Raw genomic sequence first — 19,496 nt, forward strand, 5'->3', positions numbered from 1 at the left:
AGGAAACGATCACCAAGGCGGAAAATGAACGATAACGATAGAACCGCGCGGTATAATCTCATTCAACCAACTGCAAAGCGGATGTGATACGCGCTACCACATCCGCCCCCATCTCAAAGCTTGTAAATGCCGCTGAATTTCTCTTTTAGATAGGCCAGCAACGGCGCTTCGGTCGGGGTTTGACCAGCGGCGCGGGTGATCACATCGCGCGGTTCATACAAACCGCCATGGGTTTGCACATTGTCACGTAGCCAAGTCGTGGCCGAGGAAGTATCGCCTTTGGCCAGCTCCGCGTCCAGATTTGGCAAGGCGGCGCGCATTGCCTCGTTCAGGCAGCCTGCATAGACATTGCCAAGGCTGTATGTCGGGAAGTAACCGAACAGCCCAACCGACCAATGCACATCCTGCAACACCCCATTTGACGGCTTGTCCACCGCATAGCCAAAGTCAGCCTCAAAGCGGTCATTCCATGCGGCCTCCAGATCGCTGACTTGCAGATCACCTGTCATCAAGGCGCGTTCCAGATCAAAGCGCATAAGCACGTGTAGGTTATACTGCAGTTCATCCGCTTCGGTGCGGATATAGCCTGCGTTCACGCGGTTTACAGTGCCGTAAAATGCCTCTTCATCTTGGATGCCAAAATCGCCAAAGGCGTCTTTCATCTGGCCAAACAACCACCCCGTAAAGGCGCGGCTGCGGCCAATCTGGTTTTCATAGATTCGGCTCTGGCTTTCATGCACGCCCATGCTCACGCCGCCGCCCAGTGGGGTCAACAGATAGGCCTGATCAATGTTCTGCTCATAGGTGGCATGGCCGACCTCATGGATGGTGGAGTAGAAGCAATTGAACGGATCGGCAGGGTTGGTGCGGGTGGTGATGCGCACATCAAGACCCGAGCCCGAAGAAAACGGATGCACGGCCTTATCCACGCGGCCCCGGGCCATGTCATAGCCGAATGTTTTCGCCAATTGGCGCGTCAACTTCATTTGGGCGCCTTCATCGAAGGTGCCAGTCAGTTGCGCAGGCGCAGGTGCGGCACGCACAGCGGCGCGTAGATCCGATAACACAGGCCGCATCGCGCCAAACATCGCATCCAGATCAGCAGCGGTTGTTCCCGGTTCGTAATCTGCCAGCATCGCGTCATAGACGTCACCACCAGCGGCCAGTGCTTGGCCCTCTTCGCGTTTCAGCATGATCACTTCGGCCAATGTCGGCGCAAAGGCTTTGAAATCATCAGCGCTGCGGGCTTCAGCCCAAATGCCCTGAGCCGCGGATGTCAGTTTTGCCAAACGCGTGGCAAGCGCCGCTGGCACCTTGCTGGTCCGCTCATAGCTGCGGCGGATGTGGCGCATTTGGGCGGCGGCAACTGCGGGTAAGGTGCTATCGTCAATTTCAGCCAGCCACCCCGCCACACGCGGATCAATGCGCCGCGCGTGCAGCACGGTTTCCATGGCGGCCATTTCCTCGGACCGCTGCGGCGCAGCACCGCGCGGCATGACAGTTTCTTGATCCCAGCCAAGGCGGCCTGCCACCTGCCCTAATGCTTGGGTGTCACGAGTGTAGGCCATTAAGTCATCATATGCGGTCATTTGGAAGCTCCTCTGAGGGATGTGGTGATTGGATATTGTGACAAGTGGCGTGCACGCAGGATTAGAACCCAGCACAGAACCGCAACACCTTGGTGCGTGAGCGCTATGGGCAGGATTGCCGCATAAAGAACAGTGGTGATGCCCAGTACAACTTGCACAAGGATCACAGCAAACACAGCATTAAAGGCCGTGCGCGTTTTAGGATGTGCCGATTTGCGCCCCCGCAGCCAAACCACCACGGCAAAGGCAAATAGCGCATAGCCCGTCATGCGGTGGATGAATTGCACCAATCCGGGGTTTTCAATGAAATTGCGCAGCATCGGTTCCAGGACAAAGGCTTGGGGCGGGAAAAACGTGCCGGCCATCATCGGCCAATCCGTATAGGTGCGCCCTGCGTCAATACCAGCGACCAAAGCGCCAATAATGATTTGCAGAAAAGCAAAATGCAGCAACCCTGTCGAAAGGCCGAACAGTTTAGTTTCTTTTGCGCGGCGGGCCTGCATCAGGTCACGCTCGGGGCGTCCAAGGCTGAGGGCAAACCATGTGATGAAACCCATGATGATAAATGCCAGCCCCAAATGAGTGGCAAGTCGGGTGCTGGCTACTGTGGTGATGGAAGTACCTGTAGTCATGCCAGAGGACACCATCCACCAGCCAATCACGCCCTGAAGACCGCCCAATGCTCCCAGCAGAAGCAACCGTGGCGTCCAGCCTGTAGGAATTTGGCGGCGTAGCAAAAACCAGAAGAACCCGAGAGCCCAAACAAGGCCGATCACGCGGCCCAATTGGCGATGGCCCCATTCCCACCAGTAAATCTGTTTGAAATCAGCCAGTGTCATCCACTGATGTTGCAGGCGGAATTGGTCAATGGCTTGGTATTTGGCAAACTCGGCCTCCCAATCCGCTGTATTTAACGGCGGAATGGACCCTGTCAGGGGCCGCCATTCAGTGATGCTCAGGCCGCTATCTGTCAAACGGGTGGCTCCGCCCACAAGGATCATCGCAAAGACCAGCGCAAAGAGGATCATCAGCCAGATGCGAATGGCACCACGTGCGCCACCGCGCCCTGCGTCAATCACGCCTTTGGTGGCGACGGGCTTTGCCGTTGTCTCGCCTACTTCTTCGAACAGCTTGCGTTTGGTGGCCATGATATCGCTCCGTAGAATTGGTGTCTCATGAGGTAATATGTTGCGGCTGTGGCGTCTAGCCGCGTTCCTTCCAGCGGACCATCTGCCGCAAGGTGCCATGCAGCATTTGCACATCCGCACGGGTCAGCGGCAGGCGGCTCCACATGTTGCGCAGATTGGTTTTCATCGAGGCAGCTTTATGCTCGGGATAGAAGAAACCCGCGTCTTCCATCCGCTCTTCGTAATGTTTAGCCAGATGCTCAATCTCGGAATGCTGCGCCCAGTCGGTGCCAGCCATCTCTTGCACTACAGGAGTGAAGTTGCCTTGCTGGCGCATCCACTCATAGCCCATCAACAGGACACATTGCGCCAGATTAAGCGAGGCAAATTCAGGATTAACAGGCACGGATACAATCGCATTGGCGCGGCTGATGTCGTCATTCTCCAGCCCCGCACGCTCTGGCCCGAACAACACCGCCACACGCTGGCCCGCTGCGATCTTTTGCGCGGCCAGTTCCATCGCAGCTTCGGGGGTATAGACGGGTTTTGTCAGGTCACGGTCACGGGCGGTTGTAGCAAAGACAAAGCTGCAATCCGCCAACGCATCGGGCAAGTCAGGGGACACACGAGCAGCATCCAGAACCCGCCCCGCACCAGAGGCCATAGCAACAGCCGCAGGGTTGGGCCAGCCGTCACGCGGCGCGACAATGCGCATGTGCTCCAGGCCGAAATTCAGCATCGCACGGGCGGCAGCGCCGATGTTTTCGCCCATCTGGGGGCGGACAAGGACAAAGCTCGGGGCGGTTGGGGGTGTAACACTCATAGGGCCTCATACCCTGCGCCCCTGCCCTTGCCAATATGAGGTTTAGCAATATTACCACTGCATATGGATTACAGTTTCCATCCGCTTGCGGTTTGGGGTAATCACACCAGCAAGCACCAAAGGACCGGACCCATGACAAAAGCACCAGACCACCCACAGCTATACCTTATCACCCCACCCGAGCTGGAGATTGCCAGCTTTGCCGATACGCTTGCCGCGGTTCTGGATGTCCACGCAACTGCCTGCGTGCGCCTTGCGCTGTCCACCAAGGATGAGGACAAGTTGTCTCGTGCGGCCGATACGCTGCGTGTGGTCACAGATGCACGCGAAGTTGCGCTGGTAATCGCGGATCACACATTGCTGGCAGAGCGCCTTGGGTTGGACGGCGTGCATCTGTCGGATGCAGCGCGTTCCGTGCGCCATGCGCGCAAAACACTGGGCGCTGATGCGATTGTCGGCAGCTTTTGCGCCGGATCGCGCCATGACGGGATGAGCGCAGGCGAAGCTGGTGCGGATTACGTCGCCTTTGGCCCTGTTCAGCAAACAGCCCTGAATGACGGCGAAATCGCCGAAGCAGACATGTTCAAGTGGTGGTCTGAAGTGATCGAAGTGCCTTGTGTGGCCGAAGGCCAGTTGGACGCAGCGATGATCGCCAAACTGGCCCCGATGACTGATTTCTTCGGTATCGGTGACGAGATTTGGGGCGAAGACGATCCTGTTGCTGCCCTCACCACACTTTGGTCCGCAATTGGCTGACCTATTTGGCGGACGCTTATAGCAGCGTCCGCTTCCTCACTCAAAAGATCTCGATCAGCACAAAAGCGATAGAGATCACCGTCAGGTGTCCCAGCCCGACACCGAGGCAAAGCCAATAATTCGAAACCCGCTTGCACGGCGGCGCGCATCGGGTCACAACCGCAGATATGAATGATACACCAGACATCCTATGCATCGGTTCCGTCCTTTGGGACGTGATTGGCCGCTGCGATAACCCCATGCGTCAAGGCGGCGATATGCCGGGCCGGATCACCCGCCTGCCCGGTGGCGTTGCAATGAACATCGCCATGGCCCTGCGCCGCTTTGGTTTAAACCCTGCTTTGCTAAGCGCGGTTGGCCGTGATGTTCAGGGCGATGCATTGATTGAAGCCTGTGCCGCCCGCGGTTTGATGACGCATCTGATTTATCGCTCTGATGATCTGCCGACGGATCAATATATGGCTGTTGAGGCCACAAACGGTCTAATCGCCGCCATCGCGGATGCCCATTCCCTAGAGGCTGCAGGAGACAAGATTTTGCAGCCGCTATGGGATAGCGCCTTGCCGTTTCCCTATACGGGTGCTGTGGCGTTGGATGGCAACCTGACGTTGGACCTGTTGTCTGAAATTGCGCGAAGCCCGCTGTTGGCCGAAGCCGATCTACGGGTCGCCCCTGCCTCCCCCGGCAAGGCGCTGCGGCTGAGTCCGTTTTTGCAAGCTAAACGTGGCACGCTTTATGTGAACCTCGAAGAGGCAGGGCTGCTGTGCCAATGCGAATTTGACAATTCAACCACTGCCGCCGCCGGACTGTTGGCACGCGGCGCAGCGCGGGCCGTTGTCACTGATGGCGGCAACCCCGCCACTGTGGCCAGCCCCGATACTGTTGTTACCCAAACACCACCGCCTGTATCTGTGACGCGCGTCACCGGCGCTGGCGATACCTTTATGGCCGCCCATATAGCGGCCGAATTGCGCGGGTTGTTACCCGACGCCGCCCTTGATGCCGCGCTATCTGCTGCTGCCCTCTATGTTTCTGGAGAAACCAAAATATGATCCCACTGACCTATTCCGCCGAAGTTGCCGCCGCCCGTGACACAGGCGCTGCCATTGTGGCGCTCGAAAGCACAATCATTACCCACGGCATGCCCTATCCGCAAAACGTCGAAGTCGCCCGTCAGGTTGAGGCAGACATCCGCGAAGCTGGCGCCGTGCCTGCCACAATCGCGGTGATTGATGGAACGCTGCACATCGGTCTGGAAGACGATCAACTGGCCGCGCTGGGCCAAGCCAAAGGTGTCGCAAAGCTGAGCCGTGCAGATATGGCCGCTTGCATCGCCACAGGTGGCACTGGCGCCACCACAGTTGCGGCGACAATGATCGCGGCGCAATTGGCTGGAATTGAAGTATTCGCGACCGGCGGCATTGGCGGCGTGCATAAAGGCGCGGAAGACAGCTTTGACATCTCTGCTGACCTGATGGAGCTGGCGCAGACGGCTGTGACCGTCGTTGCAGCGGGCGCAAAGGCAATTTTGGACGTGGATAAAACGTTGGAAGTGCTGGAAACCCAAGGGGTTCCAGTGATTACCTATGGTCAGGACGCTTTTCCGGCCTTCTGGTCACGCGGTTCAAAACTGAAGTCGCCCCTGCGTATGGATAGCGCCGAACAGATCGCCAAAGCCCATAAAATGCGCGGTGCAATGGGGCTGCCTGGTGGTCAGTTGATTGCAAACCCGATCCCAGAGAGCGCTGAAATCCCGACCACACAAATGGCCCCGATCATTGCCACCGCACAGGCCGATGCCAACCAAGCAGGCATCAGCGGCAAAGGCGTCACACCTTATCTGCTACAACGCATTTTTGAGCTGACCGAGGGCAAGTCACTGGAGGCCAATATCGCGCTGGTGCGTAATAATGCGCGTCTGGCGTCGGAAATTGCCCTGCAATTGCGCAGCTTGGCCTAAATTCCACCCTGTAGGGTCATTGTTACTGTGGGCGTGTATACATATTTGTAAGATATATACACGCCACCAACGGACGCACTTAAAAGCATGAACAAGCCTTTTGATCCCGATCCAATTTCACCGCCCAAACGCGGCTTACTTTCGCGTATCCGCGGGAACTTCCTGACAGGCCTTGTTGTGATCGCCCCTGTGGGCCTCACCATCTGGCTGATCTGGAGCGTGATTGGCTGGATCGACGGCTTTGTTCTGCCGCTTGTTCCTGTGAAATACCACCCTGACCGCCTGATACAGGATTTGCTGGGTCTTGATCCGACGCTGCAAATCAACGTGCGCGGTATTGGCGTGGTGATTTTCTTGTTGTTCACCATATTTGTGGGGTTTGCGGCCAAAGGCATCATCGGACGGTCGTTCATTCGCTTTGCCGAAAGTCTGGTCGAGAGGACACCGGTTGTGCGCTCCATCTATTCCGGGCTGAAACAAATTTCTGAAACGATCTTTGCCCAAAGCGAAAGCAGCTTTGAGAAGGCGTGTCTGATCCAATACCCTCGCAAAGGTATCTGGGCCATTGGCTTTATTTCCACCCAAGCCAAAGGTGAAATTGCTTCAAAATCAGATGCAAGCAGTGAAATGCTGTCGGTGTTTTTACCAACCACCCCCAATCCGACCTCGGGGTTTTTGCTGTTTTTGCCGAAACAAGACGTGATCGAATTGGAAATGACAGTCGAAGATTCCGCCAAACTGGTGATTTCGGCGGGGCTTGTCTATCCTAACGCCAAAGCGCTGGAAGACGGCACACCGCCGATTGCAGATTTACGGGACCGCGATTAACTGAACATTGCAGGTAAATCGATGCTGCTGCGTTTGCCGATGTTGTCCACATCGCCTTGTAAAAACGTCTCGCCTGCGGCGCGGCCTGCGTCTTTGAGGCGGGAAATGATCGTAGCATTTGGCACTGCTTTGGTGACAGCAGACAGTTGCGCCATCAGATTATCATCTGCGATCATGTGAATACGCACCCGGCTCATCTGGTCCGATGCGACATTCCCTTTCTCAATCAGCCGCTGCACAAATTCAATCGCACGCAATTCGCGCAACAAGCTCGAGTTAAAGCTGATTTCGTTGACGCGGTTTTGGATGTCTTGGGGCGTGGTGGGGATATCATCGCGCTCAAGTGGGTTGATGTTGATGATCACAATGTCATCCGGCAGTGCTGGATTAAACAACGGGAACAATGCGGGGTTACCCGTGTATCCGCCATCCCAAAAGGCTTCCATGCGATCCGTCGTTTTGTCAAAAATCTCGACCGCTTGAAACATGGTGGGCAGGCAGGCCGAGGCCATCAGCGCATCCGGGCCAATTTCATCGCCTTCGAAAATCCTGATTTTGCCATTCCTGACACGTGTCGCCCCGACGTAGAACATCGGTTTGTCAGTGTCCGAGATGTGCTCATAATCGAACTTGGCTACGATATCTTTCAGCGGGTTTTTGTAGAACGGTCCATAGCTGTAGGGGGACATGACCTGCATCATTGCAGACCCGATTGTATAAGGCAGGCTGTTGGCCAGTTGCTGACCTAAAACTTCAAGGCCAAAGGGCGCCATCCAATCGGACATGCGCAGGTCTTTAACCCCCGCCACCTGCATCCAGAGCCAATCCAGATTGTCACGGGCACCTTGACGGCCCCCGGTGATCATACCGGATTTCAACGCAGCCCCGTTCAATGCCCCCGCAGAAGTGCCGGACATGCCGGAAATCTCAAGGTCTTCTTCCTCTAGCAACCTGTCCAGCACGCCCCATGTAAAAGCCCCATGTGCGCCGCCGCCCTGAAGGGCGAGATTGATTTTCTTGGTCTTCGTCATTTCATCTCGCCCTTTGGGTGTGTCGTATCAAAGTGCCGTCCAGCCGCCATCGACACTGATTGTCGTGCCAGTGATCTGATCACCCGCTGTTGAACACAAGAAGGCAGCCGTGCCGCCCATCTGTTCAACCGTGGCAAATTCTTTGCTGGGCTGGCGTTTAAGCATGACGTTCTTAATCACGTCTTCACGGCTCATGTCGTATTCTTTCATCGTATCAGGGATCTGGCTTTCGACCAATGGCGTCAGCACATAGCCGGGACAAATCGCATTTGCGGTGATCGGCTCTTCTGCTGTTTCCAATGCGGTTGTTTTGGTCAGACCAACAATGCCGTGTTTCGCAGCAATATAGGCTGACTTATAGGGGGATGCTGTCAAACCATGGGCCGAAGCAATGTTGATCACCCTGCCCCAGCCCGCCTTGCGCATCATCGGCAGAGCCACAGCCGTTGTGTGAAACGCCGAGCTGAGGTTGATCGCGATGATCGCGTCCCATTTCGCAGCGGGGAAATCAGGGATCGGGGCAACGTGTTGGATGCCCGCATTGTTGATCAGGATATCACAAACGCCTGCGTCTTCGATTAGCTGGCGGCATTCATCCCCTTTGGACATATCCGCCTGAATATAACGGGCCTTCACGCCCGAGGCTTTTGCGATCTCTTCGGCAAGCGCGTGATCTTCGTCATTATTAGTGAAAGAGTTCAGCACCACATTTGCACCCGCCTTTGCAAGCTGCTGTGCAATCCCCAGACCGATGCCAGAGTTGGAGCCGGTGATGACGGCGGTTTTACCAGAGAGATCATAGATAAGGGCCATGGGAATATTCCTGAAAATTATGGGTTCAGCGTGTTTATGGCGCTGGATGATGTAATTGAAAATGCACGAAGCCGCGGCAAGGTTCAAACAGTCGTGCTTTTCCCCGCCCCCCACAGGCCAAACACCGCCGCAATTTGTATTGTAAGTGTATAGGGTAAAAAAAAACGCCCGCGCAAGGCGGGCGTCAAGTTATTGAGGCAGGTTTCATACAGGCAAGAAACCTATCGAGCAGTGAGACCTTTATAGGGAATTACTGCTCAAACGCCAAGCTAAAAGTTTGCGCCTGCCGACAGAGCCAGATAGAGGTTTAAGTAATAAAAAAAAGGGCAGAGCAGGATTGTTTCGAAAATGGCTTTAGATTTATTCCCAAAGCTGCGGGAGTTTGTGGCCGCTTCTTCACTGATTCTTGGGGGAATCGGTGCGCATGCGGAACCGCAGCACGCAATTTCAATGTATGGCGTGCCAGCACTGCCTGCTGATTTTAGCAACCTGCCCTATGTAAACCCTGATGCGCCCAAAGGTGGCGCAATCACTTTGGGCAATACGGGCGGCTTTGACAGCCTCAATCCCTTCACGCTCAAAGGCACGTCGCCGTGGCAATTGCCGTTTTTCACCCATGAAACGCTCATGGGCCGTTCTTGGGATGAACCCTTCACGCTCTATGGTCTTTTGGCCGAAACCGTTGAAACAGATGAGGCACGCAGTTGGGTTGAGTTCACTTTGCGCAAAGGCACGAAGTTTTCTGATGGCAGCCCCCTCACCATCGAGGATGTGATTTTCAGTTTTGAACTGCTCGGCACGCAAGGACATCCGCGGTATCTGAGCCTCTATAACCAGATTGAAAGCATTGAACAGACTGGCCCGCGCAAAGTGCGGATCACCTTCAACGATGAAAACCGTGAATTGGCGCTGCTGGCTGGATTACGACCCATCATTTCCAAAGCCCAATGGGAAGGCCGCAACTTTAAAGACGCAAGCGTGCAGGAAATCCCGTTGGGGTCTGGCCCTTATACAGTCACCGCCTATGAAACCAGTCGCTACGTCACCCTGACACGCAATCCCGACTATTGGGGCGCGGATTTGGCCTTTCGCAAGGGCACGCATAACTATGACACCATTGATCTGGACTTTTACGGTGACGGGAAGGTTTTGTTTGAAGGGTTCAAAGCGGGCGAGATTTCTGCTGTGCGTGAATTCAATGCGGAAAGTTGGAACACGCAATATGATTTCCCTGCGATCACCCGTGGCGATATCGTAAAATCGGTGATCCCCCATAGTAAACCCTCTGGCATGACCGGGTTTGTGATGAACACCCGCCGCGCGCCCTTTGACGATTGGCGTGTTCGTGATGCTCTGATCAAAGCGTTCAATTTTGAATATATCAACGACACGTTGACAGGAAATTCCCAGCCTCGGATCACCTCGTATTTCTCGAACTCGATTTTGGGGATGGTTGAAGGGGCCGCCAGTGGCCGTGTCGCAGAATTTCTTCTGCCTTATCAAGATACATTGCCTGTCGGCGCATTGGAGGGCTATGCCCTGCCCGTCGCCGATGGATCGGCCCGTAACCGTGCCGGCATCCATGCCGCGATGGCGCAGTTCGAGGCCGCAGGTTACATAGTCCAAGAAGGCATCCTGCGCCGTGGCGATGGCACGCCTGTGACGTTTAATATTCTGATCGCCAAAGGCAGCACAGAAGACATCGCCATCGCTGACCTATATCTGCGTGGACTTGAGCGGTTGGGTATCAAAGCCACCATCGAAACCGTGGATGATGCCCAATATTTTTCCCGCACAGGGAACTTTGATTTCGACATTACCACATTCAGGCGTGCTCTTTCGCTTAGCCCTGGCAATGAACAAAAGTTCTACTGGGGCTCTGAAGCCGCTAACCAACCCGGATCGAGCAACCTTATGGGGGCCAGCAATCTGGTCATTGATGCGATGATTGAGGAAATGTTAAACGCCCGCGACAGCGCTGATTTTGTGGCGGCGACACGTGCGCTGGACCGCGTTTTGACGGCTGGACGCTATGTGATCCCCTTCTGGTCTTACACTGAAGGCCGCATTGCGCACCGCAGCGAAATGAAATTCCCTGACACGATTCCGATTTACGGCGACGGATCGCAGTGGATGCCCGAAGTCTGGTGGTGGGAAGACGCCCCTTGATCAAAGGTTAAACGAGTGACGTGACCCAAAGAATGGTCGCGTCCTCGTCGGAGACGGAAATCACGTTATGCCCCATAGAGGCATCGTAATAGGCGCTATCGCCGCGCCGCATCTCGATCGGTTCGTAGAATTCGGTGAACAGTTTAATCACCCCCGTCAGGACAAAGAGGAATTCCTCGCCGTCATGGCGCACCCAGCCGTCAAATTCTTCCATCTGGCGCGCACGAATACGCGCACGGTAAGGCAGCATGTTCTTTTTACGCAGCGTGTCGGCCAGCAATTCATGTTCATAAGTGGCCGTGGCTTGGGCCGCGCCCTCGCCCGACTTGGTCATGGCCATCCGGCCATTGATCTGGCCCGATGCAGGTGGCGTAAACAGCTGCGGTACGGAAATTTCCAGCCCGACAGCCAGTTTTTTTAACGCATCATATGTCGGTGACATCTGCGCGTTTTCAATTTTAGACAGGGTCGAACGGGCAAGCCCTGCCTGAGAAGCCGCCTGCTCCAACGTCCAACCGCGCGCCTTGCGTAACTCGCGCACGCGCACGCCCAAATCAACAGGCGGCACCGTATGGGCAGCGCCGTCTTCGCGGGCAATCTGGATCATGGATTTTGCAGCATCGTCATTCATAAACACTCCTATAGGCTGTCGCCGAGGACCTTGCAACGCGCCCGCCTGCACGGTAGCCAAGTTCTATGACATCTCTTTTTGACTTTGGTCCACCGCCCGCTTGTCCCGCTCCGTTTAACATGGCCGCACATGTGTTGGCCCGTGGTGCGCTGACACCTGACAAAATCGCGTTGCGGGCGCTGGGGGAGCAGGACCTCACCTATGATGATCTGCGTGCCGCTGTTTTGGGAACGGCCACAGGCTTGTTGCAATCGGGTGCTGTAGCGGGTGACCGTGTGCTAATGCGTTTGGGGAATACCGTTGATTTCCCGCTGGCCTATCTGGGCGCGTTGGCTGCCGGGTTGGTGCCTGTGCCCACGGCCTCGGCGTTGACGGAACGCGAAGTCGCGCCGATCATTGCAACGATTGATCCCGTGCTCATCTTGCGTGATCCCGATGTCGATTGCCCGCCTGATGCGCGCATTGTGCCATTGGGGCGTTTGCGCGCCATGCGAGGCTTGCCTGCGGCTGACTTCCACATGGGCGATCCTGACCGTGCGGGGTATATCATCTATACCTCTGGCACATCGGGCAGCCCCCGTGCCGTCGTTCATGCGCACCGTGCCATATGGGCGCGGCAGATGATGTTTGACGGTTGGTATGGTCTAACCCGTGATGACCGCGTGCTACATGCAGGCGCGTTCAACTGGACCTATACATTGGGCACGGGCCTGATGGACCCTTGGACCATGGGGGCGACGGCCTTGATCCCTGCCGCTGGCACCCCCGCCACTGAACTGCCGGGCTTGATTGAGCAACATGAGGCAACGATATTCGCCGCCGCACCTGGGGTTTACCGACAGCTCCTCAATCAGCCAAAGGTGGCGGAAATGCCCAGCCTGCGCCATGGCCTGAGCGCGGGAGAAAAGCTGCCCCCTGCTGTGCGCGCCCGTTGGGAAGCGACAACGGGGACCTCAGTGTATGAGGCCTATGGCATGTCAGAATGCTCGACCTTCATCTCCGCTGCGCCCGCACAGCCTGTTGGCCCCACGATCTTGGGCCGCCCGCAAAAAGGCCGTAAAATTGCGCTGTTGGGGCCTGACGGGCCTGTGCCGTTGGGCCGCGAGGGCACGATTGCAGTACATAACAGCGACGCTGGCCTGATGTTGGGGTATCTGGACGCCCCAGACGAGACGGCTGCGAAAATGCAAGGCGAGTGGTTTCTCACAGGCGACCAAGGCAGCATGGATGCTGATTTCCAAATCACCTATCTGGGGCGCAATGACGATATGATGAACGCAGGTGGGTTTCGTGTCTCGCCTGTTGAGGTGGAGAGCTGTCTGGCCAAGTTTGACGGGATCACCGCTGTAGGCGCTGCCGAAGTCACGTTGAAACAAGACGTCACAGGCATTGCCGCCTTTTATACATCCGCCACGCCCCTAGACGAAGCCGCCTTGCGCAGCTATGCCGAAGCCAATCTGGCGCGCTACAAACAACCGCGCGTCTATATCCATTTGCCGGCCCTTCCCATGGGCGCAAACGGCAAGCTCCTGCGCCGTGCGCTGCGCCAGCAATTCGAGGCCACCAGATGACCGAAACAATCAAGCTTGATATCATGTCCGATCCGATTTGCCCTTGGTGCTATATCGGCAAGGCACATCTGGACCGCGCCCTGACAGCGCATCCTGATCACCCGTTTGAAATCGAATGGCATCCCTTCCAACTGAACCCCGACATGCCCGCCGAGGGCATGGACCGCCGTGCCTATCTGGAAGGCAAATTTGGCGGCAAGGAGGGTGCAGTGAAAGCCTATGCGCCCGTTGTGGAAAGTGCCGAAAAGGCAGGTCTCAAGATCAATTTTGAGGGCATGCAACGCACCCCTAACACGCTGAACGCGCACCGGCTGATCCATTGGGCAGGGATCGAGGGCCGTCAAACAGCGGCTGTTTCGGCGCTGTTCAAAGCATATTTTGTGGATACCCGTGACATTGGCGCGGCTGACGTCTTGGCCGACATCGCCGATAGCATCGAAATGGACGCCTCTGTTGTGACGCGGCTGTTGGCAACGGAATCGGACATGCAAGACATCCAAGACCGTGACGCGCATAGCCGCAAGATGGGGATCAACTCGGTTCCGACCTTTATCATCGGCGGTCGCCACGCTGTTCCGGGCGCACAACCGCCAGAGCTGTGGGCGAAAGTGATTGCAGAGATTACAGGCGCTTAGACCTGTTGCAATTCCGCCGCGTAAAGCGATATGGATGTAAAAACTACTAGGCGGCGGCGCGGCTGTGGCCTAGATTCGACCATAAGAGACAAAAGTCTCATCTAATAAAAATAATACCTTTGAGCAGGTGTGTAGGCAGTGAACTGGATAACGTCCCATTTGGACGATTCCCTTTTTATTGAGATTTCGGATTTTCCGTATTCGCACAACTGTGCGCGCTTTGGCGCAGAGGTAGGGCAGTGAAAAGGGCAATTTGAATGATAACCTCCATGTCGTCGCGTATCGTGCTAACCTATGGCTCGTTCGATCTGTTCCATCAGGGACATGCGCGTTTGTTGCAGCGGCTTTCCATGATGGGCAGTGAACTGATCGTTGGGTGTTCAACTGATGCCTATAACGAACGGATGGGCGTGCCTGCTGTCACCTCTTATGCGCAGCGCCGTTTGACATTGGAAAGCTGCCGCTTTGTCAGCCGTGTCATTGCCGAACAAGACATGGAGCAGAAATACACCGACATCATCAACTACAACATCTCTGTTTTTGCGATGGGCGACGAGTGGAAAGGCCAGTTCGATCATCTGGAGGACATCACCCAAGTCGTTTATGTGCCGCGCGATGAGATGATTGGCCAACGCCGTCCCTTCCACGCAATGCCGCAGACCAAATTACGTGCAGTCGCAGCGGGCTAACCCGCGAACCTGTGCTTTCCCATTGCCAATACCAAAGCCAGCATCTACCCACGCCGTAAGTATCCCAATCACTTATGCAGGGAGCAGGCTTTGACCTCTCAAACCGATAATTTCCCCATGAGCCGCGCCGAATTTGTAGCGCTCATGGCCATGATGATGGCAGCAGTGGCGTTTTCCATTGATGCCATGTTACCCGCCCTGCCCCAAATCGGCGTAGAACTATCTCCGGATGCGCCTAACAAAGCGCCGCTGATCCTAAGCTTGTTTCTGCTGGGGCTGGGTGTCGGCACGTTTTTTGCGGGCCCCTTGTCTGACGCTTTCGGGCGCAAACAGGTCATTCTTGGCGCGAGCGTACTTTATGCCTTCGGGGCTGGGCTGGTTGTGGTCAGCACATCGTTTGAAATGGTTCTGCTGGGCCGTATTTTGCAGGGATTAGGCGCTGCGGGACCACGTGTTGTTGCATTGGCTGTGGTGCGTGACAGATATGCGGGCCGTCAAATGGCGCAGATTGCTTCGATTGTAATGCTCGTCTTTTCGCTGGTGCCTGCTGTTGCCCCATTGTTGGGCACGTTCATTATCCACTTCAGCAGTTGGCGCGGCATCTTTGTCGCTTTCATTCTGTTTATCGTCCTGCTTTGCGTGTGGATGGGGATCCGCCTGCCAGAAACCCTGCCCAAAGAAGCCAGACGCCCGATGCGCTTGCCCCTTATGCTGGACGCATTAAAAGAAATCGCGGCGCACCGTGTGGTGCGCGTGTCTATCATCGTGCAAACACTGGTGGTTGGGATGCTTTTCTCAACACTGATGCTTGTCCAACCCATCTATGATATCGCTTATGATCGCGGCACTGAATTCCCCTATTGGTTCTTTGTGGTTGCCTTGATTTCCGCCAGTGCCAGCATGTTGAACGCCCTTTTGGTTGTGCGTATCGGCATGTTCCGGATGATCACGCTTGCCCTTGCCGTTCAGGTACTTCTGTCTGCAATCTTCCTGATCTTTGACCTGAGTGGCGGCACATATGGGTTCTACTTCTTTGTCGCATGGCAGACCTATATCTTCTTCCAAGCGGGCCTGACCTTGGGCAACTTGAATGCTTTGGCGATGGAGCCTTTGGGCCATATTGCAGGCATGGCTTCCTCTGTGATCGGTGCATTTGCGACGGTCGGGGGCGTTTTGATTTCCGGCCCTATTGGTTTGATGTTCAAGGGCAGCGAGACGTTGTTAATCGTCTCGGTGTTTTTCCTCGCCCTGGTTTCCTTTGGGGGAATGATGATGATGGGGCGCCGATTGCGCCCTGAACCCGAAGCATAAATCAACGCTGTTTGCGGCCCCTACACCACTGATTTGCGGTGGTGTAGGGTAATCAAGAGGCCGCTTTGGCCTTTTTTGCGGCTTTTTGTTTCGCCACAACATGTTCGGCCAGATCACGGGCAATGGCAAACCCGCCTTTGATCTTGTCAGCGTCGGTTTTCCAATCGCGCTGTACAACGACCTTATTGTCTTTGACCTTGGCCAATCCGCGCTGATCCTGAATAAATTGTACCAGCCCTTCGGGAGAGGCGAATTTATTGTTGTGGAATTGGATTGTCGCGCCCTTTGGCCCCGCATCCAGCTTGGCGATCCCTGCCCGTTTACACATGGCCTTGATCCGTATCACCAGCATCAGCGTGTTCACTTCGCGCGGCAGCTTGCCAAAACGGTCGATCAACTCGGCGGCAAAGCCTTCCAATTCAACCTTGGTCGTCAGTTCGGACAAGCGGCGGTATAGGCCCAGACGCACGTCCAGATCAGGTACGAATTTTTCGGGGATCAGCACGGGCACACCCAGATTGATTTGCGGTGCCCATTGGCCGTCGTCATCATCCACAATGCCTTCCAGTTCGCCTGTGCGAATTTTGGCAATCGCGTCTTCCAACATGGATTGATAAAGCTCAAACCCAACATCGCGCATCTGGCCTGATTGTTCTTCGCCCAGCAGATTACCAGCCCCGCGAATATCCATATCCTGTGACGCCAACGTGAAACCCGCTCCCAAAGTATCAAGCGATCCAATCACACGCAGACGCTTTTCAGCGGTTGAGGTCAGTTTCTCACGCGGCTTGGTGGTCAGATAGGCATAGGCGCGGGTTTTGGAACGGCCCACACGGCCCCTGATCTGATACAGTTGCGCCAGACCAAACATATCGGCGCGGTGGATGATCATCGTGTTCGCCGTCGGGATATCCAGACCGCTCTCTACAATCGTTGTCGCCAACAAAATGTCGTAACTGCCATCGTAAAAGGCATTCATCCTGTCATCCAACTCACCCGCAGCCATTTGGCCATGGGCGACAACATAGGTCAGTTCGGGCAGTTGTTCCTTTAGGAATGCCTCAATCTCGGGCAGATCACTGATGCGCGGAACAACGTAGAAAGATTGCCCGCCGCGATAGCGTTCGCGCAGCAAGGCTTCGCGCAGGGTGATTTTATCAAATTCGCTCACATAGGTGCGGATGCTCAGGCGGTCCACAGGCGGTGTGCCGATGATGCTCAGATCGCGGACGCCTGTCAGCGATAGCTGCAAGGTGCGCGGGATCGGCGTGGCGGTTAGCGTCAGCACATGCACATCGGTGCGCATGGCTTTGAGGCGCTCTTTGTGACCCACGCCAAAGTGTTGCTCCTCATCAATCACCAGCAGGCCCAGATCGCGAAACTTAATGGTTTTTGCCAGCAATGCATGGGTGCCGATCACGATATCCACAGTGCCCTTTGCCATTCCGTCACGGGTGGCTGCGGCGTCTTTGGCGCTGACAAAACGGCTCAGTTGGCGCACTTCAATCGGGAAGCCGCGAAACCGCTCTGCAAAGGATTTAAAGTGCTGACGGGCCAGCAATGTGGTTGGCGCAATCACCGCGACTTGGGAGCCCGACATCGCCGCCACAAAGGCCGCACGCATGGCAACCTCGGTTTTACCAAAGCCAACATCGCCCACCACCAGACGGTCCATTGGGCTGCCGGATGTCAGATCGTCGATCACATCGCCAATCGCGCTGAGCTGGTCATCGGTTTCCTGATACGGGAAACGCGCTGCAAAAGCATCCCACATGCCAGCGGGTGGTTCCATGACGGGCGCTTTGCGCAAGGCACGTTCCGCTGCAATGCGTATCAGCTTATCCGCCATTTCGCGGATGCGTTCTTTGAGCTTCGCTTTCTTAGACTGCCATGCACCACCGCCCAGACGGTCCAACAGCCCCTCTTCATGGCCGTATTTGCTTAGCAGCTCGATGTTTTCAACGGGCAGATAGAGTTTCGAAGTCTCGGCATATTCCAACACCAGACATTCATGCGCTGCCGCCGCAGCGGTTACCACTTCCATACCCAGATAACGGCCAATGCCGTGATCCACATGCACCACCAGATCGTTCGGCGTGAGGCTTTGGACTTCGGAGAGGAAGTTCTCGGCGCGGCGTTTGCGTTTCGGGCGGCGGATCAGGCGGTCACCTAACACGTCCTGTTCTGAAATAACGGTAATGTGGCTCTTGCTATTGCCAATGGTCCAAGGTGCCTCAAACCCGTGTTCCAGCGCCCAAACCGCCAGATGCAGCCCGCTTTTGCCGATGCGTGTGGCATTTGGCACGGGGATCGCTTCGGCCAGTCCTTCTTCTTCAATCAGTCCCGTCAGGCGTTCACGCGCACCCTCAGAGTAGCTGGCGATCAGGACAGGACCGTCTTGAAGTTTCGTTTTAATATGCGCAGCCAAGGCCCCGAAAAGGCTGACAGATTCCTGCTGTCGCTCAGGTGAGAAATTACGCCCGATGCGGCCTGACGCGTCTACAACACCCATCCCCGTCGGCTGTGGCAGAGGTCCCAATTGCAAGACACGTCTGTCACCAATGGCTGCTTCCCACGCGGCATCATCCAGATACAGACCCGTTGCAGGCGCAGGTTTATAAACGCTGTCCATCTTGCTGCGTGTGGCCATTGCTATTTTGCGGGTTTCATATTGATCCGCAACACTGTCCCAACGGGCCAGCCGTGTTGGTGTGAACTGGTCATCCAACGTGACAGTGGCCTTTGGCAGATAATCAAACAGCGTTTCCAGATCATCATAGTAAAACGCCAGCCAATGTTCGGCCCCTTGGTGTTTGCGCCCCGCACTAATGGCCTCGTACAGCGGATCATCCGTTCCCGCAGCGCCAAATTCTATGCGATAGTTCTGACGAAACCGCGTGATCGCTGCCTCATCAAGGATCACTTCGGAAACAGGCGCAAGCTCAACAAGGTCCAGCTTCTCGGTGGTTCGCTGGGTGGCGGGATCAAAGCGGCGTGCGCCGTCCAACACATCGCCAAACAGATCCAGACGCACTGGCCCCATATCACCGGGGGGATAGATATCAATGATGCCGCCGCGCACGGCGTAATCACCCGGCTCCATCACAGTCGGGCTTTGCACAAAGCCCATACGCACCAGAAATTGACGCAACGCCTTTTCATCCACACGCCCACCGACGGATGCGCTCCATGCAGCGGTACGCAGCACGTCACGCGACGGCACACGCTGCGTGGCAGCGCCCAGTGTTGTCAGTAAAATGAACTGCGCTGGCATCTCATGCACCAGCCCCGCCAATGTCGCCATGCGCTGCGCCGAGATATCGGCATTGGGCGACACACGGTCATACGGCAGACAGTCCCAACCCGGAAAGGTGATCACGGGCATGTCCGGCGCGAAAAAGCGCAGCGCCTCGCGCATCGCGGTCATGCGTTTGTCGTCACGCGCAACATGGATCAAGGGCGATCCTGATTTGGCGACCTCGTCCAGCAACAGTTTGGCGTCAAACCCTTCGGGCGCACCAGAAAGCGTGATGTGTGTAGTGGGTTTCATAGACGATGTGTTC

16 protein-coding genes are annotated in these 19,496 nt (G+C 55.9%); 9 read left to right on the top strand and 7 right to left on the bottom strand.

Annotation, left to right across the window (positions count from 1 at the left end; all coding sequences use genetic code 11):
• Positions 1-113 precede the first annotated feature (113 nt).
• The 3 genes from GGR95_RS10435 to GGR95_RS10445 are packed head-to-tail and all read right to left on the bottom strand — an operon-like array spanning position 114 to position 3,539.
• Positions 114-1,589: a carboxypeptidase M32 gene (locus tag GGR95_RS10435; RefSeq protein ID WP_184565563.1), complete on the bottom strand. Its 1,476-nt coding sequence runs from the start codon at positions 1,587-1,589 to the stop codon at positions 114-116.
• Entirely contained in the window at positions 1,586-2,737 is a 1,152-nt protein-coding gene (ctaA, locus tag GGR95_RS10440) for a heme A synthase (protein WP_184565565.1), read from the bottom strand. Before ctaA ends, GGR95_RS10435 begins: the two co-directional genes overlap by 4 nt.
• Positions 2,738-2,792: 55 nt before the next feature.
• A complete protein-coding gene (locus GGR95_RS10445) occupies positions 2,793-3,539 on the bottom strand; it encodes an RNA methyltransferase (RefSeq protein WP_184565567.1) in 747 nt (248 codons plus the stop codon).
• A 132-nt stretch (positions 3,540-3,671) separates the two neighbouring features.
• Here GGR95_RS10445 and GGR95_RS10450 point away from each other — a divergent pair, with 132 nt between their 5' ends.
• The 4 genes from GGR95_RS10450 (at position 3,672) to GGR95_RS10465 (ending at position 7,083) form a co-directional block, all read left to right on the top strand.
• Complete coding sequence (locus GGR95_RS10450; protein WP_184565569.1) at positions 3,672-4,295, top strand: thiamine phosphate synthase; 624 nt, start codon at positions 3,672-3,674, stop codon at positions 4,293-4,295.
• Positions 4,296-4,462: 167 nt separating this feature from the next.
• Positions 4,463-5,347 carry a PfkB family carbohydrate kinase gene (locus GGR95_RS10455; protein ID WP_184565571.1) on the top strand — a complete coding sequence of 295 codons (885 nt, stop codon included), beginning with the start codon at positions 4,463-4,465 and terminating at the stop codon, positions 5,345-5,347.
• Positions 5,344-6,255: a pseudouridine-5'-phosphate glycosidase gene (locus GGR95_RS10460; RefSeq protein ID WP_184565573.1), complete on the top strand. Its 912-nt coding sequence runs from the start codon at positions 5,344-5,346 to the stop codon at positions 6,253-6,255. The genes GGR95_RS10455 and GGR95_RS10460 overlap by 4 nt, the downstream gene beginning before the upstream one ends.
• Positions 6,256-6,342: 87 nt before the next feature.
• On the top strand, positions 6,343-7,083 hold the full coding sequence (locus GGR95_RS10465; RefSeq protein WP_184565575.1) for a DUF502 domain-containing protein: 741 nt from the start codon (positions 6,343-6,345) through the stop codon (positions 7,081-7,083).
• Here GGR95_RS10465 and GGR95_RS10470 read toward each other — a convergent pair.
• A complete protein-coding gene (locus tag GGR95_RS10470; protein WP_184565577.1) occupies positions 7,080-8,114 on the bottom strand; it encodes a patatin-like phospholipase family protein in 1,035 nt (344 codons plus the stop codon). The genes GGR95_RS10465 and GGR95_RS10470 overlap by 4 nt on opposite strands.
• A gap of 27 nt (positions 8,115-8,141) precedes the next feature.
• The gene (locus GGR95_RS10475) at positions 8,142-8,927 is read right to left on the bottom strand and encodes a 3-hydroxybutyrate dehydrogenase (RefSeq protein WP_184565579.1); all 786 of its coding nucleotides are present in this window, start codon (positions 8,925-8,927) and stop codon (positions 8,142-8,144) included.
• A 348-nt stretch (positions 8,928-9,275) separates the two neighbouring features.
• Here GGR95_RS10475 and GGR95_RS10480 point away from each other — a divergent pair, with 348 nt between their 5' ends.
• Positions 9,276-11,096 carry an extracellular solute-binding protein gene (locus GGR95_RS10480; protein ID WP_425506391.1) on the top strand — a complete coding sequence of 607 codons (1,821 nt, stop codon included), beginning with the start codon at positions 9,276-9,278 and terminating at the stop codon, positions 11,094-11,096.
• A 7-nt stretch (positions 11,097-11,103) separates the two neighbouring features.
• Here GGR95_RS10480 and GGR95_RS10485 read toward each other — a convergent pair whose 3' ends face one another.
• A complete protein-coding gene (locus tag GGR95_RS10485; protein ID WP_184565581.1) occupies positions 11,104-11,727 on the bottom strand; it encodes a helix-turn-helix domain-containing protein in 624 nt (207 codons plus the stop codon).
• Between the two features lie 65 nt (positions 11,728-11,792).
• Here GGR95_RS10485 and GGR95_RS10490 point away from each other — a divergent pair, with 65 nt between their 5' ends.
• From GGR95_RS10490 to GGR95_RS10505, 4 genes are all read left to right on the top strand, one after another.
• Positions 11,793-13,298, top strand: coding sequence for a class I adenylate-forming enzyme family protein (locus tag GGR95_RS10490; protein WP_184565583.1), 1,506 nt, complete (start codon positions 11,793-11,795; stop codon positions 13,296-13,298).
• Positions 13,295-13,933: a DsbA family oxidoreductase gene (locus GGR95_RS10495; RefSeq protein ID WP_184565585.1), complete on the top strand. Its 639-nt coding sequence runs from the start codon at positions 13,295-13,297 to the stop codon at positions 13,931-13,933. Before GGR95_RS10490 ends, GGR95_RS10495 begins: the two co-directional genes overlap by 4 nt.
• A gap of 269 nt (positions 13,934-14,202) precedes the next feature.
• Positions 14,203-14,622: an adenylyltransferase/cytidyltransferase family protein gene (locus GGR95_RS10500; RefSeq protein ID WP_184565587.1), complete on the top strand. Its 420-nt coding sequence runs from the start codon at positions 14,203-14,205 to the stop codon at positions 14,620-14,622.
• A gap of 90 nt (positions 14,623-14,712) precedes the next feature.
• Positions 14,713-15,933, top strand: a complete 1,221-nt coding sequence (locus GGR95_RS10505; RefSeq protein ID WP_343042204.1) for an MFS transporter — start codon at positions 14,713-14,715, stop codon at positions 15,931-15,933.
• A 52-nt stretch (positions 15,934-15,985) separates the two neighbouring features.
• Here the strand turns inward: GGR95_RS10505 and mfd are convergent, their stop codons facing one another.
• Positions 15,986-19,483 (bottom strand): transcription-repair coupling factor, encoded by a 3,498-nt coding sequence (gene mfd / locus GGR95_RS10510; RefSeq protein ID WP_184565589.1) that lies wholly within the window; start codon positions 19,481-19,483, stop codon positions 15,986-15,988.
• Positions 19,484-19,496 lie beyond the last annotated feature (13 nt).

It is taken from the genome of Sulfitobacter undariae (assembly GCF_014196805.1).
Taxonomy (GTDB): domain Bacteria; phylum Pseudomonadota; class Alphaproteobacteria; order Rhodobacterales; family Rhodobacteraceae; genus Sulfitobacter; species Sulfitobacter undariae.

Coding starts and splice junctions, on each gene's coding strand:
- GGR95_RS10490 (WP_184565583.1), top strand. CDS start 11,793: ATGACATCTCTTTTTGACTTTGGTCCACCGCCCGCTTGTCCCGCTCCG.
- mfd (WP_184565589.1), bottom strand. CDS start 19,483: ATGAAACCCACTACACACATCACGCTTTCTGGTGCGCCCGAAGGGTTT.
- GGR95_RS10470 (WP_184565577.1), bottom strand. CDS start 8,114: ATGACGAAGACCAAGAAAATCAATCTCGCCCTTCAGGGCGGCGGCGCA.
- GGR95_RS10460 (WP_184565573.1), top strand. CDS start 5,344: ATGATCCCACTGACCTATTCCGCCGAAGTTGCCGCCGCCCGTGACACA.
- GGR95_RS10495 (WP_184565585.1), top strand. CDS start 13,295: ATGACCGAAACAATCAAGCTTGATATCATGTCCGATCCGATTTGCCCT.
- GGR95_RS10445 (WP_184565567.1), bottom strand. CDS start 3,539: ATGAGTGTTACACCCCCAACCGCCCCGAGCTTTGTCCTTGTCCGCCCC.
- GGR95_RS10480 (WP_425506391.1), top strand. CDS start 9,276: ATGGCTTTAGATTTATTCCCAAAGCTGCGGGAGTTTGTGGCCGCTTCT.
- GGR95_RS10475 (WP_184565579.1), bottom strand. CDS start 8,927: ATGGCCCTTATCTATGATCTCTCTGGTAAAACCGCCGTCATCACCGGC.
- GGR95_RS10455 (WP_184565571.1), top strand. CDS start 4,463: ATGAATGATACACCAGACATCCTATGCATCGGTTCCGTCCTTTGGGAC.
- ctaA (WP_184565565.1), bottom strand. CDS start 2,737: ATGGCCACCAAACGCAAGCTGTTCGAAGAAGTAGGCGAGACAACGGCA.
- GGR95_RS10485 (WP_184565581.1), bottom strand. CDS start 11,727: ATGAATGACGATGCTGCAAAATCCATGATCCAGATTGCCCGCGAAGAC.
- GGR95_RS10500 (WP_184565587.1), top strand. CDS start 14,203: ATGTCGTCGCGTATCGTGCTAACCTATGGCTCGTTCGATCTGTTCCAT.
- GGR95_RS10450 (WP_184565569.1), top strand. CDS start 3,672: ATGACAAAAGCACCAGACCACCCACAGCTATACCTTATCACCCCACCC.
- GGR95_RS10465 (WP_184565575.1), top strand. CDS start 6,343: ATGAACAAGCCTTTTGATCCCGATCCAATTTCACCGCCCAAACGCGGC.
- GGR95_RS10435 (WP_184565563.1), bottom strand. CDS start 1,589: ATGACCGCATATGATGACTTAATGGCCTACACTCGTGACACCCAAGCA.